Consider the following 19,799-nt stretch of genomic DNA (forward strand, 5'->3'; position numbering starts at 1 on the left):
TCCAATGTCTCAAGACGCCAACACTCTCAGCCGTCGCCGCTTTCTCGGCAATGCGGCGCTGTTCGGTACGGCCATCGCCACTGGTGTCGGCAGTTGGGTGATCCGGCCGGACTGGGCCAACGCGGCTGCCGGACCGATCAAGGTCGGCGTCGGTACCGATCTGACCGGGCCGATGGGCTATGCCGGCAATGCTGACGCCAATGTGGCCAGGATGGTGATCAAGGACATCAACGATGCCGGCGGCCTGCTGGGCCGGCCGCTGGAGCTGTATATCGAGGACACCGCGTCCAATGAATCCGTCGCGGTCGGCAATGTCCGTAAGCTGATCCAGCGCGAAAAGGTCGATCTGGTCATCGGTGGCATTACCTCGTCGATGCGCAACGCCATCAAGGACGTCATCGTCTCGCGCGGCAAGACGCTCTATATTTATCCGCAGCTCTATGAGGGCAAGGAATGCACGCCCTATCTGTTCTGCACCGGACCGACGCCGGCGCAGCAATGCGATGAATTCATCCCCTGGCTGATCAAGAATGGCGGCAAGAAGTTTGCGCTGCCCAGTGCCAATTATGTCTGGCCGCATACGTTGAACGTCTATGCACGCAAGGTGATCGAGGCCAATGGCGGCGAGGTCGTGTTTGAGGAGTATTACCCGCTCGACCAGATCGACTTTTCGTCGACCGTGAACCGCATCATTTCGAACAAGGTGGATGTCGTCTTCAACACCGTCATTCCGCCAGGTGTCGGGCCATTCTTCAAGCAGCTCTCCGAAGCGGGATTCCTCAAGAATGGCGGGCGGCTCGCCTGCGTCTACTATGACGAGAACACGCTCAGCATCAATCAGCCGGCCGAAATCGAGGGCCTCGCAAGCTGCCTCGATTACTTCAAGGCGCTGACGCCGGAAGATCCGTTCAGCGCCAAGCTGCAAGCCGCCTATGAGAAGCAGTTTCCCGGCAACTTCCTGTTTGCGGCTGGCAGCGCCGCGACCGGCACCTATCGCAGCCTGAAACTGTGGGAGGCGGCCGTCAAGGAAGCCGGCAGTGTCGATCGTGATGCGGTTGCCAAGGCGCTCGACCATGCCAAGATCGCCGAAGGCCCGGGCGGTCCGGCCGAGATGGTCCCCGGTCAGCGGCACTGCAAGATGAAGATGTACACGGCGGTGGCCAAGGGCGGAAAGTATGAAGTCGTCGCGCGCAGCGCCGGTCTCGTCGATCCCAAGGAATGCTGAGTCGATAATCCGAACCTCGCGGGAGTGACCGATATCACTCCCGCTTCTCTTTCTCTCATGCCGGCGACCTGATGACCGAGATGACGCCACTCTCTGCCGTATCTCCGACGCGAGGCATCAGCGCATCGCGCCAATGGCGCGTGCTGCCGATGATCGAGATCGCAGTGCTGGTCATTGGCCTGCTGCTGCCGCTGGTGCTGCAGGACTATCTCACCGTCTACGCCACGCGCGTGCTGATCCTCTGCCTGTTTGCGCTGTCGTTCGATCTGGTCTGGGGCTATGCCGGCATCATGAGTTTCGGCCAGGCCGTGTTTTTCGGCTCTGCCGGGTATGGCGTGGCGCTGCTGGCGCGCGATCTCGGCATTACGTCCATCCTGCTGGTGCTGCCCGCCGGCCTTCTGATCGGCTTTGCCTTTGCGTTGCTGCTCGGCGGCTTTCTGCTGCTTGGTCGCCATCCCGCCAGCGTCATCTTCGTGGCACTGGGCACGCTGACCGGCTCTTATGCCTGCGATCGTCTGGCGCGGGGGTGGTATTATCTCGGTGGCCAGAACGGCATTCCCTCGATCCCGCCGATGACAATTGGCAGCTATGAGCTCACAGAGGGACCGGCCTATTACTACATGGCCATCGGCTTCCTGATCGTGGTCTATCTGCTCTGTCGTTTCCTGATGCGCTCGCAATTCGGCCTCGCGCTGGCCGGCCTGCGCGAGAACGAACAGCGCATCGCCTTCTTCGGCTACAAAGTGCAGCACCTCAAGGCGATCATCTTCTCGCTGAGCGGGGCTATCGCGGGGCTCGCCGGCAGTCTCTATGCGTTTCACGAAGGCTTCGTCTGGCCCAACATGCTGGGCGTCGTGATTTCCACCCAGGTGGTACTCTATGTGTTGTTCGGCGGCTCCGGCACACTGATCGGTGCTGTGATCGGCACGGTCGTCATTGAGGCTGTCAGCTTCTGGCTGTCGAACAGCTATCAGGACATCTGGCCGATCATTCTTGGCGTATTGCTGCTGCTGGTCATCCTATTCCGGCCCGCAGGACTGGTCAGCCTGTTGTTGTCAGAGCGCGAGCGCGTCGGCAGCTTCGGCCGTCCGGGGAAGCGATAGTCATGGCGCTTCTGGAAGCAAAAGGCCTCATCAAGATATTCGGCAAGCTCACGGCGCTGAACGGCGCCGATCTTACCATCGCCCACAATGAGTTTCACGGACTGATAGGTCCCAATGGCTCCGGCAAGAGCACGTTAATGAAGTGTATCGCCGGCGCCGAGACACCGACGCAAGGCACCGTCACTTTCGGCGGCCACGATATCACGCAGGCCTCGCCGGCGGAGCGCGCCCGTGCCGGCATGAGCCTGAAATTCCAGATCACCAGCGTGCTGCCGGCTCTGACGCTCTACGACAACATCCTGCTGGCATTGCAGGCGCAGACATCGCTGCTCAATCTCGCGCTGTCGCGCACCCGCGGCGTGCTGCACGACAAAGTCATGGCGATGCTCGAACAGTTTCGCCTCGTCGATCGCGCCCACGAACCGGCATCCGCTCTGTCTCACGGCCAGCAGCAATGGCTTGAGATCGCCATGGCGCTGGCGCCCGAGCCCAAGCTCCTGCTGCTCGACGAGCCGACCGGCGGCATGAGTCTGGAAGAGCGGCGCGTCACCGGCGAATTGCTGCAGCCGATCAAGGCGCGCTGTTCGCTCGTCATCGTCGAGCACGATCTCGATTTCATCCGCGATATCTGCGACCGCCTCACGGTGCTGGATCAGGGCCAAATCCTGCAGACCGGCTCGGTGCAGCATGTGCAGTCGTGCCCCAGAGTCCAGGAGGTCTATCTCCGCCGTGCCTGACGATAAATTCCTCGATATCCAGTCGCTCGACGCCGGTTACGGCCGCAGCCAGGTGCTGTTCGGCGTTACGCTCAGCGTGCCGTGGCGCGGCGGCGTCGCCATTCTCGGCCGCAACGGTGCCGGCAAAACCACGCTGATGAAGGCTATTGTCGGTGAGTTGCCGGTGCTCGGCGGTGCGGTGAGCCTCGATGGCCGCGATGTCGGCAAACTGCCGACCGAGCAGCGCATCCGCCGCGGCGTCGGCTATGTCCCGCAGGAACATTCGGTGTTCGCGAAACTCTCGGTGCGGGACAATCTCGCCGTCGGCGCGCTGACCAATCGCGACAGCGGGGCAGTCAACCGCGTGCTGGAGATTTTCCCCAAGCTCGGCCAGCGGCTCGATCAGTTTGCCGGCACATTGTCCGGCGGTGAGCGCAAGATGCTGGCGATCGGGCGCGCCATGCTGTCCGATCCCAAAATCCTGCTGCTGGATGAGCCGACTGAGGGCGTCTGGATCGGTGTCATCGAGGAAATTACCGAGCGCCTGATCCTGCTGGCGAAGGACATTGCCGTCGTCATCGTCGAGCAGCATCTGGATCTCGCGCTTCGGGTCGCGAGCCGCGCTTACGTGCTGGATCGCGGCCGGGTTGCGCTGACAGGTTCGGCCGGCGAGATTCGCGACGATCCACGATTGTTGCAGTATTTGGCGCCTTAGAACCAAGCGAGATCGTTGGCACCTACTTCTTTTTGCAGCCTTCGTTGCAGGGTGAATAATGTCCGCGTTTGGCGCAAAGCGGACATCATCATGAAATGCTTCTGATGCCGAGTTGCAGCCGCTCCGTTTACTCAGAGGTTTAAAGTGACATCATAAATTCCGTGATCTTCTGTGTCGGCCATGACTTCGAAACCCAGCTCTCTGCACATTTGAAGCATGATCGTGTTTTCGCGCATGATTTGGCCAACGATCTGTTTAAGCCCTTCGGAGCGGGAATACTCAATAATCAACTGCATCAAAGCCCAACCGAGCCCTCTGCCTTTGAGGTCCGATTGAAGGAGGATGGCATATTCACCGGAAACGCCGTCTTCTTTGCGATGCATTCTGACGACGCCAAGCGGCTCCTGGCTCGCCTCATCGAACGCGATGAATGCCATGGCCTTAGCGTAATCAATCTGCGTCAAGCTTACAAGAAACGGGTGGGAGAATTCCTTGATGGCACCAAAGAAGCGAAGCCTGAGATCGCCCCTGTTGACGCGAGAGAGAAGCGTCAGAACCGAAGGTTCATCCGCCGCCGTGATCGGCCGCGTAAAAATTCTCCAGTCAGAATTGAGAACGAGATGTCGCTCCCATTCGACCGGGTAAGGACGAGTTGATCCACCGACCGCGTTCATGTGTGGCTCGTGGCCTGATCCTGCATTAAAAACCGCCCTGCAGCTTGGCAGAGAGTACCTTCAGAATACCTTCGTAAGTGGTGATCATCTTCTTGTGCCGATCGACTGTCTCGGCCGTTATGTCCTGCCAGTCGCCACCGGTGGCGCGCTTGCCGATCTGCAGTTCGCCAGCTTCCATAGGCGACATGTGCTCGTGGCATTCGTCCAGAGCTTCCCTGATGCCATGCGCGTATGTTTCAAGATTTATCATGGGGACCTCGTTGGTTATATGGTGCAGACGGGTAGCCCGTCGAATGTCTCTCGGTAGTTTGAAGGAGACGGTGTCCTAGGCTGAATCGGAGAGGCCATCAGCTAGGTTCCTTACGCAATAGCGCGCGATGACCAACTCCTCGTTCGTCGGAATGATCCGGATTTCGACACTGCTATGCCTAGTGCTGATGCATGCGGATCCTGCATCGTTTTCGTCTGAATCGAGGGCGAGACCTAACCAGCTCAACTGCTCGCAAACGCGCCGTCGAATTTCCTGCGCGTGCTCGCCAATCCCGCCGGTGAAGATCAGGCAATCCAGACCATGAAGACTGTTGACCATCATCGCCGATTGTCTGGCGATAGAATCCACGAACAGATCGATGGCTTCGGAGGCATACGGGCTTTCACTTGCGAGCAGTGCTCGCATGTCGCCTGATAGTCCCGACACTCCAAGCAGCCCGGATTCTCGATAGAGCAGGTTTTCGAGGTCGGTTGCCGACATTCCACGCTGTTGTTGTAGATAGAGGAGCACGCCGGGATCAATGGCGCCGCAGCGGGTCGCCATCACCAAGCCGTCGAGCGGCGTGAAACCCATCGTGGTGTCGATACTGCTGCCATCGCGCATGGCGCATAGGCTGGCGCCGCTGCCCAGATGTGCGACAACGCATCGTTTCCCGTCGGGAGATGGTGAGAGTTCCAGGAATCGTTCGGCAATGAACTCGAATGATAGGCCGTGAAATCCATAGCGGCGGATGCCGACGTCATGGAGCTGGCGTGGAATGGCAAAGCGGGTGGCGGAGGCGGGAAGTGAGTGGTGGAACGCCGTGTCGAAGCAGGCAACCTGGGGCAGTTCCGGCCGTTCGGTCATGATCGCACGTATCGGCGATAGACAGCGTGGCTGATGCAGTGGCGCCATCGGTGTCAGCTTTTCAAGCTCATTGACTATCGATCCCGTCAATCGGACCGGCGCTGCGAAGGCCAATCCGCCATGGACCACGCGATGACCAACTGCAACCAGATCGTCACTGGCAAGGTAGCCATCGATCCAATTCAACGCATCAAGCAGCAGTTCTTCTCCGTGGCCGTCCGCGACTTTGCGATGCTGATCATAGAGAATGGCCCCGTCGGTTTGCTTGATCGTCAGGCGGGGCTCGGCGTCGTGCTCGTCCAGACTCCCCCGGCAGAGCAATCTCGGCTCTCCATCTGATACGATATCGAATAGCGCAAGCTTAATGCTTGAGGAGCCGGAATTCACGACAAGGACGGCATCAGGCATCGCTTGTCCTCAGTCGGCGGTGTGCTTGGTGAAGTGGTCTGGCCAGCTCCAATCGCGAATCTGCGGCATGTCTTCGCCATGGGCGCGCACATAAGTTGTGTGCTCGAGCAGCTTGTCGCGAAACTGCTGCTTGATCGCCGCTGCTGTGATGCCGAGGCCAGGAACGCGTTCGATGACATCGATGGCGAGATGGAAGCGGTCGAGCCGGTTCAGCACCACCATGTCGAACGGCGTGGTCGTCGTCCCTTCCTCCTCGAAGCCGTGTACATGCATGCCGGCATGGTTGGCGCGGCTGTAGGTCAGGCGGTGGATCAGGTTGGGATAACCGTGAAAGGCGAAGATCACCGGCTTGTCCCGGGTGAACATGCCATCAAAGTCGCGGTCATCCAGTCCGTGCGGGTGCTGTGTCTTGGGTTGCAGCGTCATCAAATCGACGATGTTGACGACGCGGACCTTCAAGCCGGGTACGGCTTGACGCAGCAGATCCACCGCTGCCATGGTTTCCAGGGTAGGCACGTCGCCACAACAGGCCATCACGACGTCTGGTTCGCTGCCTGTATCTTCGGTGCCAGCCCAAGGCCAGATACCGATCCCAGCGTCGCAATGGGTCGCAGCTTCCTCAATGCCGAGCCATTGCGGCGAGGGTTGCTTGCCGGCAACGATGACGTTGATGCGGTCATACGTCCGAAGCACGTGATCGGTGATCCAGAGCAGTGTGTTGGCGTCCGGCGGGAAGTAGATCCGGACGATGTCGGCCTTCTTGTTAGCGACCAGGTCGACAAAGCCCGGATCCTGATGACTGAAGCCGTTGTGGTCCTGGCGCCAGACATGGGATGTCAGAAGATAATTGAGAGAGGCAACGGGGCGTCGCCAGGGCAGCGCCCGGGACACTTTCAGCCATTTGGCATGCTGATTGAACATTGAATCGACGATGTGGATGAAGGCCTCATAGCAGGACATCAGCCCGTGGCGTCCGGTCAGCAGATAGCCTTCCAGCCAGCCCTGACATAGATGCTCGCTAAGCACTTCCATCACCCGGCCGTCCTGGGCGAGATGGACATCGTACGGCTCGATGCCCTCCATCCAGACGCGCTCGGTCACGTCAAATACGGCGTCTAGCCGGTTCGACGCTGTTTCATCTGGACCCATGATGCGGAAGTTGCGCGCATCGGCGTTCAGCTTGATGACGTCGCGCAGGAATTGCCCCATCACGCGCGTTGCTTCGCCTTCGGTTCCGCCGGGATGGGGAACATCGAGGGCGTAGGCGCGGAAGTCAGGCAGCTTCAGCTCGCGCTTCAGCAAACCGCCGTTGGCATGGGGATTGGCTCCCATGCGCCGGCGCCCCTGCGGCGCCAGAGCCTGCAACTCAGGTAGCAGCCGACCGGCGTTGTCGAACAGATCATCGATCCGGTAGCCGCGCATCCATTCTTCGAGCAACTTGAGATGTTCGGGATTGCCGCGCGGGTTGACAATCGGTACTTGGTGAGCGCGCCAGAAACCTTCGACCTTCAGGCCATCGACTTCCTTTGGGCCAGTCCAGCCCTTTGGACTGCGCATGACGATCATGGGCCATTTCGGCCGATCCACCATTGCGCGACCGTCACGAGCGGAAGCCTGGATCGCACGAATCCTGTCGATGGCGCGCTCCAGCGTGTGTGCCATCAGCGGGTGCATCATGGCGGGATCGCTGCCCTCGACGAACATCGGCTCATGACCGTAACCATGAAACAGATGGCGTATTTCGTCGTCGCTCATTCGCCCCATCACAGTCGGATTGGCAATTTTGTAACCGTTGAGATGAAGAATGGGCAACACCGCGCCGTCATGCGTCGGGCTCAAGAACTTGTTGGAGTGCCATGACGCGGCGAGGGGGCCTGTCTCCGCTTCTCCGTCTCCGACGACACAGGTGACGATCAGGTCGGGATTGTCGAGGGCCGCGCCATAGGCGTGCACCAGCGCATAGCCGAGTTCGCCGCCTTCATGGATGGAACCGGGAGTTTCTGGAGCCGCATGACTGGGAATGCCTCCCGGAAACGAGAACTGTCGAAACAGTTTCTGCAGTCCGTCTTCGTCCTGGGTAATGTCCGGATAGACCTCGCTATAGGTACCCTCCAGATATGTATTTGCTACCATCCCCGGGCCGCCATGGCCGGGGCCGCAGATATAGATCATGTCGAGGTCGTGGGTTCGAATAACGCGATTCAGGTGCGCGTAGATGAAGTTTAGCCCAGGCGTGGTTCCCCAATGGCCGAGCAGCCGGGGCTTGATGTGGTCCTTGCGCAACGGCTCGCGCAGCAGGGCGTTGTCGAGCAGATATATCTGACCCACCGACAGGTAATTTGCGGCGCGCCAATAGCGATCAATCAATTGCACCTCGCCGGTACTGAGGAAAGCTTCTCCATAACGTGGCATATGCTGCACCTTGATCCAGTCGCCGCGCAGCGGCAAATATTGCCGCCAATATTCGCAATAGCTTTGCCGTAAATTTCAGCGGCTTGCGGGCGAGTCGCCGTGCAATGTACCGATCTTGAAGTGTTTCTTTGCGTAAGCGACGATTTGGCCATCGGTGGGATGGTCAACGGCCTCGACGCCGACAATGCGGCTGCCGATATGCGTATGCGCTCGCAGATAGGTCGCCAGTTCGGTTTTCGCCTGCGCCGGACCAATGATCAGAATCTCACCGGCATCACTCACCGCGCCCGCCACGTCTTTCATCAGCCCCTTGTCTTCGTGGACATGACCGCTTCCGATTTCGTTGGCCTTGTGATGAATGTGGCGTGTCTCGAATGTCGGATGGAGATCGAGTTGATCTGTCCCGGTGAGGCCGACATGGAATATCTTCGCTTCGCGATGGTCGATCCAAACGACCGCATGATAATGATGCATCCTGTTTCCCTGTTTGCGATTTGCTTTCGCGTCTAACTTGCTCTTGCAGCCGTGTTATCCTCTGCAGAAGCGAGGTACATGCTTGCTGTTGCGAAATATCGTCGCAGAACAGTACGGCAAACGGCGAGCGGCCGTTTGACATACGTCAAACAGCCGTCACGTCAGAAACGATCTAATTGAAAAAGACCAAAACGCGTGTGATGACCTCGTTCACTTCATCCAAACCGCCAGAGCGGCGGAAGTTCCGAAGATAAGTTATAAGCCGACGATAAACGGAGTTTCGTTCCGGTGATCATGCAGAAGGAACTTATTTGTATGATGCGAGGGCGATCCGTGTCACCCAACATGTGGCCTCCACTTCAACCCGCGTGTCGTCCTGCTGACGACGCTCGATGGCACCTCCACTGGCCTATTTTGGCATAAGCGCAGGAGATCGTCGTGATGAGTGCACCTTTGCTGATAGCCAGCGCCAGTGGCGATGAGCTCGAATTACGCCCAACAGGAAGTTGGACCGTCGTCAATGCGGCAACTCTGGAGCAACTATCTGCCAGCATAGCGCCGCAGCTCGCGCGGGCACGGTCGGTAACCGTGAACATGTCCGGCGTCCGGGAGCTCGACACGTTGGGCGCTTGGCTGATCGAGCGATTATCGCGACATTTGGCCAGCGGCGGCCAACGCGCGCACATTGTGGGAGCTGCAGAAGATTATATCGATCTGATCGAGGAATTAAGACAGGTCAATCGACGACGCAATCCGGGTCCCACAGAGCGTAACTCCATCGCCGACAGATTCGAAATGCTAGGTCGGGCGGCGCTGGCGGCAGTTCTAGATCTGTCGACTTTCCTTCAAATGCTCGGCGCGATTTGTCTGGCCGCTGTCGGTGTGCTTCGACGTCCGAGATCGTTTCGGCTGACATCACTGGTTTATCAGATCTATCGGGTCGGCTGGCAGGCGCTTCCAATCGTGGTGCTGATTACATTTCTGATCGGCGCCATTATCGCGCAGCAAGGCATCTTCCACTTCCGCAAGTTCGGCGCGGAGGCTTATGTGGTCGATATGGTCGGGATCCTGGTGTTGCGTGAACTGGGGGTTCTGATCGTTGCAATCATGGTCGCCGGAAGATCCGGGAGCGCCTACACCGCTGAACTGGGCTCAATGAAGATGCGCGAGGAGATTGATGCTCTATCGACGATGGGTCTTGATCCGGTCGATGTGCTGATCCTGCCTCGCGTCGTCGCGTTGATCGTCGCATTGCCGATCCTAGCCTTTGTAGGGGCGGTGGCGGCGCTTTACGGGGGAGGCCTCGTCGCCTGGTTTTATGGGGGGATGTCGCCGGTAACATTTATAGCCCGGCTACATGAGGCGATTTCGGTGACGCATTTCGAAGTGGGCATCATCAAGGCGCCATTCATGGCGCTGGTGATCGGGATCGTCGCGTGTAGCGAGGGGCTTCGCGTGAAAGGTAGCGCTGAATCCCTAGGCAAACAAACAACGACGTCTGTCGTGAAATCGATCTTTCTCGTCATCGTTCTCGACGGACTATTCGCGGTGTTCTTCGCATCGATAGGAATGTAGCGATGCAGGAGACAGACACGCATGTTGCCATCCATGTTGAGGACCTAGTTGTCGGTTTCGGCCGCCATATCGTCATCGATCGTCTTTCACTCGATGTTCGGCGCGGCGAAATCCTGGGGCTTGTCGGTGCCTCCGGTGGCGGGAAATCGGTGCTGATGCGGACCGTGATTGGTTTGATTGAGCGGAATAGCGGAAAGATCGAGGTCATGGGGAGCGATATCGGTCTGACGCCCGGGCGCCGGACAAGGGATGTCGCTGCAAAATGGGGAGTGCTGTTTCAGCAGGGAGCACTGTTCTCGTCACTTACGGCATTGCAGAACGTCGAGTTTCCGCTTCGTGAGAATGCAACGCTCTCGGACGAACTCATGGCCGAGATTGCGAATGCCAAGCTTGAAATGGTGGGTCTCGCACCTGAGGACGGTGCTAAGTTTCCATCAGAGCTTTCCGGCGGCATGACAAAGCGAGTCGCGCTTGCACGCGCATTGGCGCTGGATCCGGCCATCGTCTTTCTCGATGAACCGACTTCCGGCCTTGATCCTATCGCGGCGGGCGATTTCGACACGCTGATCAAGACGTTGCAGAAGACCCTGGGACTGACGGTCTTCATGGTCACGCACGATCTCGCCAGTCTGAACACCGTTTGTGATCGCGTTGCGGCCCTGGCTGATGGAAAAATCGTCACGATCGGACCGATGAGCGAGCTGCTTCGATCCGAGCATCCATGGGTTAAGGCTTATTTCCATGGCAAGCGCTCCCTCATGCTCCAACCAAAGGCGATTTGATATGGAAACGCGCGCTCCTTTCGTCATCGTCGGCGCATTCGTTCTCGCAGCTATCGCTGCGGTGTTCGGCTTTATATTCTGGCTGCATAGCACCGGAAATTCAGGTCCGCGGACTGCCTATCAGATTCAGTTCGACGGCTCTGTGCCGGGTCTGCTGGTGGGTGCCGCGGTGCTCTTTAACGGCATTCGCGTAGGGGAGGTGACGCGTCTCGATTTGGCGGCCGATAGCCCCAGTCGCGTCAATGCAAGCATCTCGGTTGTGAACACCACTCCCGTTCGCAGTGACACAAAGGTGGGATTGGACTTCCAGGGACTGACGGGGGTGCCGGTAATCGCATTGGAGGGAGGTAAAGTGTTGACGAATTCCGCTCCCGTGACGATGCTGGTAGCCGAACCCGGCGCTGGCCGCAGTATGACACAAGCGGCACGCGATGCCCTTGGGCGGGTCGACGGCGTTCTGGCGGACAATGCCGCGCCGCTCAAAAGCACGATCTCCAATCTTCAAGTGTTCTCAGAAGGACTCGCTCGCAACACTGGAAAGCTCGACGGAATTGTCAGCGGTCTGGAGCGAATGACCGGCGGCGGCGCTTCTCCGGTATCTAAGGTGACCTATAATCTTCACGCTGCTGTTGATTTCCCGGCACCAACCAAAATACTTAAGGGGCAGTTCGCGATACCCGAGCCAACAGCTGTCGTCCTTTTGCAGACGCAACGATTCTTGTTTTCGCAGCCCAAGGACACGGCGGCCTTCCCCGATGCGCAGTGGGCAGACAGCATTCCCAAGCTCATCCAGGCCAAGATCTTGGAGAGTTTTGAAAACTACGACGTAACGCATGCACCCACGCGGCCGCTGGACGGCGTTCAGCCCGATTATCAGCTTTTGATTGATGTCAGACGATTTGACGTTGGGCCCGATGAAACGCCTGCGGCAGAGATTGAGTTGTCTACAAAGATTTTGGACAAGGATGGAAAGGTCATGGCTTCACGGATATTTCGCCAGAGCCAGAGGATCGAAAAGCTGGATGCACCAGGAACCGTTCGGGCTTTCGACTCCGCTTTCTCAAGCCTTGCCAAAGAGCTCGTCTCTTGGACTACCCAGAGTTTCTGACTTCGGAATCAGCAATGGTTGGCTTGTCCGCTTTTGGCGCAAAGCGGACCTTCATTCGTAAATCCGAGCCCTTGTGGAGGGGGTGCCGTTGGTGCAGGCCGTGATTGCAGATCGCTGATACGCCCGATGCCTCCAGGCTCCGGATCTCTTCGAAGAGCTGAGGTAGAGGTCCGGATCTCGCGTATTGCGTGAGCCTGTATTGCGATCGAGATTTTAACGTGCTGGAAGCGTCTTGGCTCCGATCTCAACCCGTGTGCAGGGCGCCTGGCGAGCTCGGCCATCGGGGTTGTACGGGCGATGTGGACGTCCAGCCTTCCGTGCTGCTACTTGTTCGGTCGCATTCATCTTGATCGTTTGTCCGGGCCCCGTTTCGCATGCAGAATTCCACTGGCCAGAGGAGGCGGATGTCGCTGGCGGGCATCCGTCTCGACCGGGCTTCGTCAGTGGCATTGCCCCAGCAAATCGCGGCGCAGATGCGCGACGGGATTCTGCACGGGACGCTGCCGGCGGGCACCCAGTTTCTCGGCTCGCGGGAGATTGCGCGCGAGCTCGGTTGCTCGCGCATGGTGGTGCTGAGTGCCTGGGACATCCTCTATGCCGAAGGCTATCTGGAATCGATGCCGCGCGGCGGTGTCTCGGTCGCCGCAGTCAGCCGCAACGCGGCATCGCCGGCGGGCGCGTCTGCGGATACGTCTCGTATCGCCGGTCCCATCTCTCAGCGCTGGCAGTCGCTGATTGGCTTCACCTACGAGACTAATTGGGCGTCCGATTTCAGCCCCGGTGCGCCCGATATCTCGACCTTTCCGTTCGGCGACTGGGCTCGGTTGCTGCGTCAGACGTCGCTGCACCCCGACAAGGAGGTATGCCTCGATTTGTCCCCCGCCGGGCTTCCCGAGCTTCGGCGCGAGATCGCGGACTTCCTCGGCGCGGTACGTGGTCTCGTCTGCACGCCCGAGCAGATCGTCGTGACCTCGGGCACTTCCAGCGCGCTCGACCTGTGCAGCCGCATGATCCTCGATCATGGCGACGAAGTCTGGGTGGAGGAACCCGGCTTCGTCGAGGCGCAGTGGTCGCTGACAGCGGCGGGCGGTAAACTGGTGCCGATACCGGTGGACGACAAGGGGCTGTGCGTCACCGAGGGCATTCGCCGCGCGCCGAATGCGAAGCTGATCGTGGTGACGCCGTCGCATCAATATCCGCTCGGCGTCAGCATGGGGCTCGAGCGGAGGCTGGAATTGCTTGACTGGGCCAATCGCAACGATGTCTGGATTGTCGAGGACGACTACAATTCCGAGTTCCGGCATCAGGACAGTATGATCGCGTCGCTGAAGTCGCTCGACCGCGAGCAGCGCGTGATCTATCTCGGCACCTTCTCCAAGATCATGATGCCGAGCTTGCGCCTGGGCTATATCGTCGCGCCGGAGCGCTTCGTCGAGATCTTCACCAAGGGCCGTGCGCGTATCGACGTGCACAGTTCCGGCATCGGCCAGCGCGCGCTCGCCGAATTCATGCGCGAGGGCCATCTGCTGCGCCATCTCCGCCGCATGCGAAAAGTCTATGCGGAGCGGCAGAAGGCCCTGATGGATGCGATCCGTCAGTATTTGCCTGATGATCTCACCGTCGCTCCCTGCGCAACCGGTCTTCATCTCGTTGCTCTGTTCACCGAGCGCCTGAAGGCGCGGATGAGCGATGTGGAGGCGGCACGGTTGTTGAAGCAGGCGGGTCTCCACGTGCAGCCGCTATCGCAGAACCATCTGGAGACGCCGATCTATGCCGGCCTCGTATTGGGCTACGGCAGCCTCAAGCCCACCGATGCGACGCGCCTGATCGCGAAAATGGCGCAGATTCTCGGTGTGAAGCCATCTGCAGCGAAAAAATAATCCGATCCGCCATATGCGTTTCCCGGCAGTGGTCACGCGCCCGCGAATTGATCAATCTTCGGCGGGATAGCTCCCTTGCCGCCGCGTAGGTGCGATCTCGTCGAGCCATCGATAGCGCGACAACCGCCGCACGTCCTGCATCTGAGCGGATAGGCGCGTCGATGAGATCGTTGCTGCATTTGCGTGCAGCGCTTGCACTGTAACAAAGCACCTTGGCGCCTCGCTCGTGCGTTACCCTGCGTCCGGCAATCTGGCCTAGTCGTTTCCAGCGAGTCTGGCTCTATCCCGATGCGCGCGATGCGCCAAGATTTTGCAGAACGAGGTTCGACAGGGGACGGTGGCAGATGATGGCTGATCGCGGGCGTTTGTTGAGATTGACGGGCAGCGTGCTGCTGATGGCGCTCACGCCAGCGGCGGCACAGGCGCAGACGCGGGCCGAGACGCTGCGTCAGGTGACTGGCAACAATATCCCGACGCTGGACCCGACCACCCCGGGTGCGACACGTGAGGCCTTTGGCGTCTCGACCAGCATCTATGACCGCCTTGTGGCCTTCGATCGCAAGCGCGACGAGAACGGCGTCTGGGTGTTCGATCGCAGCAAGATCCGCGGCGAACTGGCCGAAAGCTATGAGGTCAGCCCGGACGGATTGAAGATCACCTTCAAGCTGCGCGATACCAAGTGGCACGATGGTACGCCCGTCACTGCAGAAGACGTGAAATGGTCGCTCGATCGTGCCGTCACGGCCAAATCCATTGCCGCAGGGCAAATGGGCACGGGATCGCTGACCAAGGCCGAGCAGTTCGCAATTGTCGATGATCGTACGATCACTGTAACACTACCCAAGGCGGATCGTCTGGCGCTGGCCAATCTCGCCACGCCGCTGGCGCCGATCTTCAACAGCAAGCTCGCGAAGCAGCACGCGACCGCCGAGGATCCCTGGGCGCAGGAATGGCTGAAGACTAATACCGCCGGTTCCGGCGCCTATACGGTTGAGATGTTCAAGCCGGGTGAACAGTTGATCCTGAAGCGTAACGACAACTGGAAGAGCGGCCGTGACGGCAAGCTGCCTTACTTCAAGCGCGTCATCGAACAGACCATCGGCGATCCCGCCACGCGAGCCAATCTGATCGAGAAGGGCGATGCCGACATCGCCATCGATCTGCAGGCCAGCGACGTGCCGTCGCTGCAGCAGCGCGGCAAGGTCAAGGTGGAGTCGTCACCGCAGACCAACGGCTTCACCATGATTGCCTTCAACACGCAGATGGCGCCGTTCGACAATCTCAAGGTCCGTCAGGCCATCGCCATGGCGCTGCCCTATAACGACATGTTCAGCGCAGCAATCTTCAAACGTGGCTTTCCGCTATTCGGTGCATCGTGGACGTCGCCGCCGAATGGCGATTTCCCGCAGCCGATGCCGGCGAAGACCGATATGGCCAAGGCCAAGCAGCTGCTGACCGACGCCGGCTTTCCGAACGGCTTCAAGACCACTTTCAGCATCAATGTCGGCTCCGCCGCCGTCACCGAGCCGATGGCGGCGCTGCTGAAGGAGGCGCTGGCGAAGCTCAACATTGAGGTCGACGTGCAGAAGCTGCCGGACTCGCAGATGTCGACGCAGATCACCGAGAAGAAGCTGCCGTTCTTCACCGAAGGTTCCACCGCCTGGCTGCCGACCACCGATTACTTCTTCCGCAATTTCTTCACCGGTAACCAGCGCTGGAATTACAGCTCCTGGAATGACGAGCTGGTGGTGAAACTGGCCAATCAGGCTCGGTTCGAGCAGGATCAGGCCAAGTATGACGAGATGGGCAAGCAGATGATCGCGGAATACGTCAAGGAAGTGCCGCTGGTTCTGCTGTGGCAGGCCAATCAGGACGCCGTGATGATCCCGCAGCTCGACGGCTACACCTACTGGTTCCACCGTCAGGTCGATTTCCGCGATCTCGCCCGCAAGTAAGCGAAGACGAACGACCCGGCGATGTAGCCCTTGTGCTGCATCGCCGGCCCTGAACGAAAGCGGGACCAACGCGCGTGACGAATATCTGGGAAATCGGAACCGACATCGGTGGCACCTTCACCGATATCATCGCCATCCGGCGCGACACGTCAGAGACGCGGATCGCGAAGGTGCCGTCGCGCCCGCACGCGCCGGTGCAGGCGATGCTCGAAGCCATCGAGGCTGTTGGTCTGCGCAAGAGCGACGTGAAGCGCTTCATTCACGGCACCACCCGGATCACCAATGCAATTGTCGAGGAACGCCTGCCCAGGATTGCGTTGATCGCGACGAAGGGGTTCGAGGACGTTCTTGAGATCGCACGATATCGCCGCCGCGATCTCTATCGCCTGGATATCGCGCCAAAGGCCAAGGCGCTGGTGCCGCGTGAGCTGTGCTTCGCGCTCGACGAGCGCCTCGATCACGAGGGTCAGGTGCTGAAGCCACTGGCCGAAGCCGAAATCGAGCGCCTGATCGCCTGGCTGAAGGAGACCGGCGTGGAAAGCGTCGCCGTCTCGCTGCTGCATGCCTATGCCAATCCTGTCCACGAGCAGATGCTGGCCGAGCGGTTGAAGGCCATCGTGCCGCATGTCTCGCTATCGCATGAGATCAATCCTGAGGCGCGCGAATATGAGCGCACGTCGTCGACGGCGTTCAATGCAGCGGCAATGCCGATTGCAGTGGAATATCTGAGCGAGCTTGAAGAGCGTCTGCCCATCGGTCCGGGCCTGCAGGTCTTTCATTCCGCCGGCGCGATGATCCCGATTTCTGCCGTCAAACGCCGCCCGCTGGTGATGGCGATGTCCGGCCCGGCCGCCGGCGTCGCGGCCTCGGTCAGCATCGCGCGCCAGCTCAAGAAATCCCGCGTGCTCACTTTCGATATGGGCGGCACAACAACCGATGTCTGTCTGATCGTCGATGGCCAGGCCGAGATGGCCGACGGCAAGATGCTTGGCGATCGCCCGCTGCGTCAGCCGATGCTCGCGGTGCATTCCATCGGCGCCGGCGGTGGCTCCATCGTGCGCGCCGGCGCAGGTGGTCTGACCGTCGGGCCGGAAAGTGCCGGCTCCGAGCCGGGCCCGGCCTGCTATGGCCGTGGCGGCACCAAGCCGACCATCACCGATGCCAATGCGCTGCTCGGTTATCTCAACCCTGAAACCAAGCTCGGCGACCGCATCGGCATCGACGTCGATGCCGCAGCCCGCGTCATCGAGCCGATCGCGCAGGGCCTCGGGCTCAGCCTTACCGAGACCGCGCTCGGCATCATCCGCGTGGCGAATGCCACCATGGCGCGGGCACTACGCCGCGTGACGGTGGAGCGCGGCATCGATGGTCGCGACTGCACGCTGCTGGCGTTTGGCGGTGGTGGCCCGATGCATGCGGCGGGTCTCGCCGAACTCTACGGGATCACAGAGGTCGTGGTGCCCGCTGCGTCCAGTGCCTTCTCCGCGCTGGGATGTCTGACTGCCGATTTCAGCTTCTTGCAGCAGCAGACGTTGCGCGTTGCGCTGGATAGCATCGATCCGGCCAAGGTCACGCAGCGTATCGAAGCGCTGGTCGAGCAGACCCTCGTGCCTCTGCTCGCCAATGCGATCCCGCGCGATTCCATCCAGATCGAACTGGTCGCGCTGATGCGCTATGCCGCGCAGGCCGATGCGATCCCCGTACCTTTCACGATGCCACTCGATGTTGATACATTGCGGCAAGACTTTCTCGTCAAGCATCGCGAATTGTTCGGCTATGCGACCAGCGAGAGCTGCGTGATTGAATCCGTGCGCGCGCAGGCCCGCCAGCCCTCGACCACCGAAGTCAGCCGTCCAAAGACGGCGCTGCGCACCATGGCGACTCCCAAACGCCGCTGTTCGTTCGATGGCGCACTGGATGTGATGACCGATGTGATCGATCGCAGCGCGATGACCGACACCATTATTGGCCCTGCGATCATCGAAGATGCCTGGTCCACCGTGGTGCTGCCGCCGCAATGGCAGGCGACGCCGGACAGCAACGGCAATCTCTATCTCGCGAAGGTGGCATCATGAAGCTCGACCCGTTTGCCGTCGAAGTGATCCGCCATGGCCTGTCGGCCGCAGCGGAAGAGATGAGTCTGGTGATGACACGCTCGGCGCGTTCACCGCTGTTGCGCGAGGCCGGCGATCTATCCTCGGCGATCACCGACGCGCAGGGCGAACTGGTCGGGCAGGGCCGTGACATCCCCGTGCATCTCGGCGCCATGGCCTATACGATCCGCGAATTACTGAAAGTCGTGCCGGCTGCGACGCTGAGCGAAGGCGACGTGCTGATCTACAATCTGGGCGCGCTCGGCGGCAATCACCTCAACGACGTCAAGGTGGTGCGCCCGGTGTTCTTCGAGGGCGACATCGTCGCTTTCGCCGTCAGCCTGGCGCATTGGCCGGACATCGGTGGCACATGGCCGGGCAGCTATCTCGCCAAGGCTATCGATACCTTCCAGGAAGCACTGCGGATTCCGCCGATCAGGATCGCCACGGCAGCAGGCGTCAGCGATGCCATCGTCCAGTTCCTCAAGGTCAATGTCCGCGATCCCGAATCCTGCGAGGGCGATTTGCTCGGCCAGATCGCCTGCACACTGGCCGGCGAAAAGCGCATCGTCGAATTGTGCAAGCAGCACGGCAAGGCAATGTTTGTGGCAGCGCTGTCGCGGCTGCACGATCTCTCCGAAGCCGAGATGCGCGAAGCCATTCTCGGGCTACCTGACGGCGTCTATGAAGGGGAGGATTTCCTCGACGACGGCGGCCCAGGCGACGAGCCGGCCCGTATCCATGTCAAGATCACGATCAAGGGCGACCAAGCGACGTTCGATCTGTCCGGCAGTTGCGACCGGGTCTCGAATTTCTGTAACACCACGTCCTTCATCGCGAAATCTGCGGTGGCCTATAGCGCGCGTATCATGAGCGGGCGCGATATGCAGCAGAATGGTGGCGCGTTGCGTCCGCTCACCATCATCACCCGGCCGGGCTCGATCTTCGAACCCGGTCTCACCGCGCCGGTGGCGGCCGGCAATCACGAGACGTCGCTGCGCATCGTCGATGCGATCTTCCTGGCCATGCAGGATGTGATACCGGAGCGGCTGTCGTCGGGCGGCGCCACCACGTCCGGCATGCTCTCTTTCGCCGAGCCGCGGCAGGATGGCTCCTGGAAGATGCTGTACGAGGTCCATGCCGGCGGCGAGGGTGCGCGGCACAATCGCGCCGGCTGCGCCGCAACCCGCGTGCACCTGACCAACACCTCCAACACGCCGGCCGAGGCCATCGAGGCCAACTACAATATTCGCGTCGAGCAGCAGGCGATCCGCTGGGGCTCCGGCGGGGCAGGCGCCTATCCGGGCGGCGACGGTGTCGTGCGCAGCTACCGCATCCTTGCCCCCAGCATGCATCTGACCAGTTGTGTCGAGCGCAAGATTATTCCCCCGTTCGGTTTGAAGGGCGGCGCACCCGGCAAGACCGCGCGCCTCACGCTCACGCGCGGCGGCGAGGTAATCGACGTTGAGGGCAAGTCGAACCTCGTGCTGCAACGGGACGATGTCATCACCATCGAGATGTGCGGCGGCGGCGGCTATGGCCACGCGTGATGCACCTCCGCA

16 protein-coding genes are annotated in these 19,799 nt (G+C 60.2%); 11 read left to right on the forward strand and 5 right to left on the reverse strand.

Features of this window, described 5'->3' with window-relative positions; all coding sequences use genetic code 11:
- Nucleotides 1-4: 4 nt before the first annotated feature.
- From CHC01_RS20240 to CHC01_RS20255, 4 genes are all read left to right on the forward strand, one after another.
- Complete coding sequence (locus CHC01_RS20240) at nucleotides 5-1,225, forward strand: substrate-binding protein (protein WP_089266027.1); 1,221 nt, start codon at nucleotides 5-7, stop codon at nucleotides 1,223-1,225.
- A gap of 80 nt (nucleotides 1,226-1,305) precedes the next feature.
- Nucleotides 1,306-2,328, forward strand: coding sequence for a branched-chain amino acid ABC transporter permease (locus tag CHC01_RS20245; RefSeq protein WP_244558474.1), 1,023 nt, complete (start codon nucleotides 1,306-1,308; stop codon nucleotides 2,326-2,328).
- 2 nt (nucleotides 2,329-2,330) lie between these two features.
- Nucleotides 2,331-3,065: an ABC transporter ATP-binding protein gene (locus CHC01_RS20250; RefSeq protein ID WP_089266029.1), complete on the forward strand. Its 735-nt coding sequence runs from the start codon at nucleotides 2,331-2,333 to the stop codon at nucleotides 3,063-3,065.
- The gene (locus CHC01_RS20255) at nucleotides 3,016-3,759 is read left to right on the forward strand and encodes an ABC transporter ATP-binding protein (RefSeq protein WP_374725616.1); all 744 of its coding nucleotides are present in this window, start codon (nucleotides 3,016-3,018) and stop codon (nucleotides 3,757-3,759) included. The genes CHC01_RS20250 and CHC01_RS20255 overlap by 50 nt, the downstream gene beginning before the upstream one ends.
- A gap of 131 nt (nucleotides 3,760-3,890) precedes the next feature.
- On the opposite strand, the gene CHC01_RS20260 is transcribed toward CHC01_RS20255, so the two are convergent.
- The 5 genes from CHC01_RS20260 to CHC01_RS20275 all read right to left on the reverse strand — a co-directional run bounded on the left by CHC01_RS20260 (nucleotide 3,891) and on the right by CHC01_RS20275 (nucleotide 8,844).
- On the reverse strand, nucleotides 3,891-4,433 hold the full coding sequence (locus tag CHC01_RS20260; protein ID WP_089266030.1) for a GNAT family N-acetyltransferase: 543 nt from the start codon (nucleotides 4,431-4,433) through the stop codon (nucleotides 3,891-3,893).
- Between the two features lie 25 nt (nucleotides 4,434-4,458).
- Nucleotides 4,459-4,683 (reverse strand): hypothetical protein, encoded by a 225-nt coding sequence (locus CHC01_RS31975; protein ID WP_141137133.1) that lies wholly within the window; start codon nucleotides 4,681-4,683, stop codon nucleotides 4,459-4,461.
- 75 nt (nucleotides 4,684-4,758) lie between these two features.
- Nucleotides 4,759-5,958, reverse strand: coding sequence for an acetate/propionate family kinase (locus CHC01_RS20265; protein WP_089266031.1), 1,200 nt, complete (start codon nucleotides 5,956-5,958; stop codon nucleotides 4,759-4,761).
- Nucleotides 5,959-5,967: 9 nt separating this feature from the next.
- The gene (locus CHC01_RS20270; protein WP_176454664.1) at nucleotides 5,968-8,370 is read right to left on the reverse strand and encodes a phosphoketolase family protein; all 2,403 of its coding nucleotides are present in this window, start codon (nucleotides 8,368-8,370) and stop codon (nucleotides 5,968-5,970) included.
- Between the two features lie 75 nt (nucleotides 8,371-8,445).
- The gene (locus tag CHC01_RS20275) at nucleotides 8,446-8,844 is read right to left on the reverse strand and encodes a translational machinery protein (RefSeq protein ID WP_089266032.1); all 399 of its coding nucleotides are present in this window, start codon (nucleotides 8,842-8,844) and stop codon (nucleotides 8,446-8,448) included.
- 438 nt (nucleotides 8,845-9,282) lie between these two features.
- On the opposite strand from CHC01_RS20275, the gene CHC01_RS20280 reads away from it, so the two are divergent.
- The 7 genes from CHC01_RS20280 to CHC01_RS20310 all read left to right on the forward strand — a co-directional run bounded on the left by CHC01_RS20280 (nucleotide 9,283) and on the right by CHC01_RS20310 (nucleotide 19,787).
- On the forward strand, nucleotides 9,283-10,419 hold the full coding sequence (locus CHC01_RS20280; protein WP_089266033.1) for an ABC transporter permease: 1,137 nt from the start codon (nucleotides 9,283-9,285) through the stop codon (nucleotides 10,417-10,419).
- A 2-nt stretch (nucleotides 10,420-10,421) separates the two neighbouring features.
- Complete coding sequence (locus CHC01_RS20285) at nucleotides 10,422-11,201, forward strand: ABC transporter ATP-binding protein (protein WP_089266034.1); 780 nt, start codon at nucleotides 10,422-10,424, stop codon at nucleotides 11,199-11,201.
- A gap of 1 nt (nucleotide 11,202) precedes the next feature.
- On the forward strand, nucleotides 11,203-12,309 hold the full coding sequence (locus tag CHC01_RS20290) for an ABC-type transport auxiliary lipoprotein family protein (RefSeq protein WP_089266035.1): 1,107 nt from the start codon (nucleotides 11,203-11,205) through the stop codon (nucleotides 12,307-12,309).
- 404 nt (nucleotides 12,310-12,713) lie between these two features.
- Nucleotides 12,714-14,189 (forward strand): MocR-like pyridoxine biosynthesis transcription factor PdxR, encoded by a 1,476-nt coding sequence (gene pdxR, locus CHC01_RS20295; RefSeq protein ID WP_244558440.1) that lies wholly within the window; start codon nucleotides 12,714-12,716, stop codon nucleotides 14,187-14,189.
- A 347-nt stretch (nucleotides 14,190-14,536) separates the two neighbouring features.
- On the forward strand, nucleotides 14,537-16,144 hold the full coding sequence (locus CHC01_RS20300; RefSeq protein WP_089266269.1) for an ABC transporter substrate-binding protein: 1,608 nt from the start codon (nucleotides 14,537-14,539) through the stop codon (nucleotides 16,142-16,144).
- Between the two features lie 74 nt (nucleotides 16,145-16,218).
- Nucleotides 16,219-18,219, forward strand: a complete 2,001-nt coding sequence (locus CHC01_RS20305) for a hydantoinase/oxoprolinase family protein (protein ID WP_089266037.1) — start codon at nucleotides 16,219-16,221, stop codon at nucleotides 18,217-18,219.
- Nucleotides 18,216-19,787 (forward strand): hydantoinase B/oxoprolinase family protein, encoded by a 1,572-nt coding sequence (locus CHC01_RS20310; RefSeq protein WP_176454649.1) that lies wholly within the window; start codon nucleotides 18,216-18,218, stop codon nucleotides 19,785-19,787. The genes CHC01_RS20305 and CHC01_RS20310 overlap by 4 nt, the downstream gene beginning before the upstream one ends.
- The last annotated feature ends 12 nt before the right edge of the window (nucleotides 19,788-19,799 follow it).

This window comes from Tardiphaga sp. OK246 (genome assembly GCF_900188215.1).
GTDB classification, from domain to species: domain Bacteria; phylum Pseudomonadota; class Alphaproteobacteria; order Rhizobiales; family Xanthobacteraceae; genus Tardiphaga; species Tardiphaga robiniae.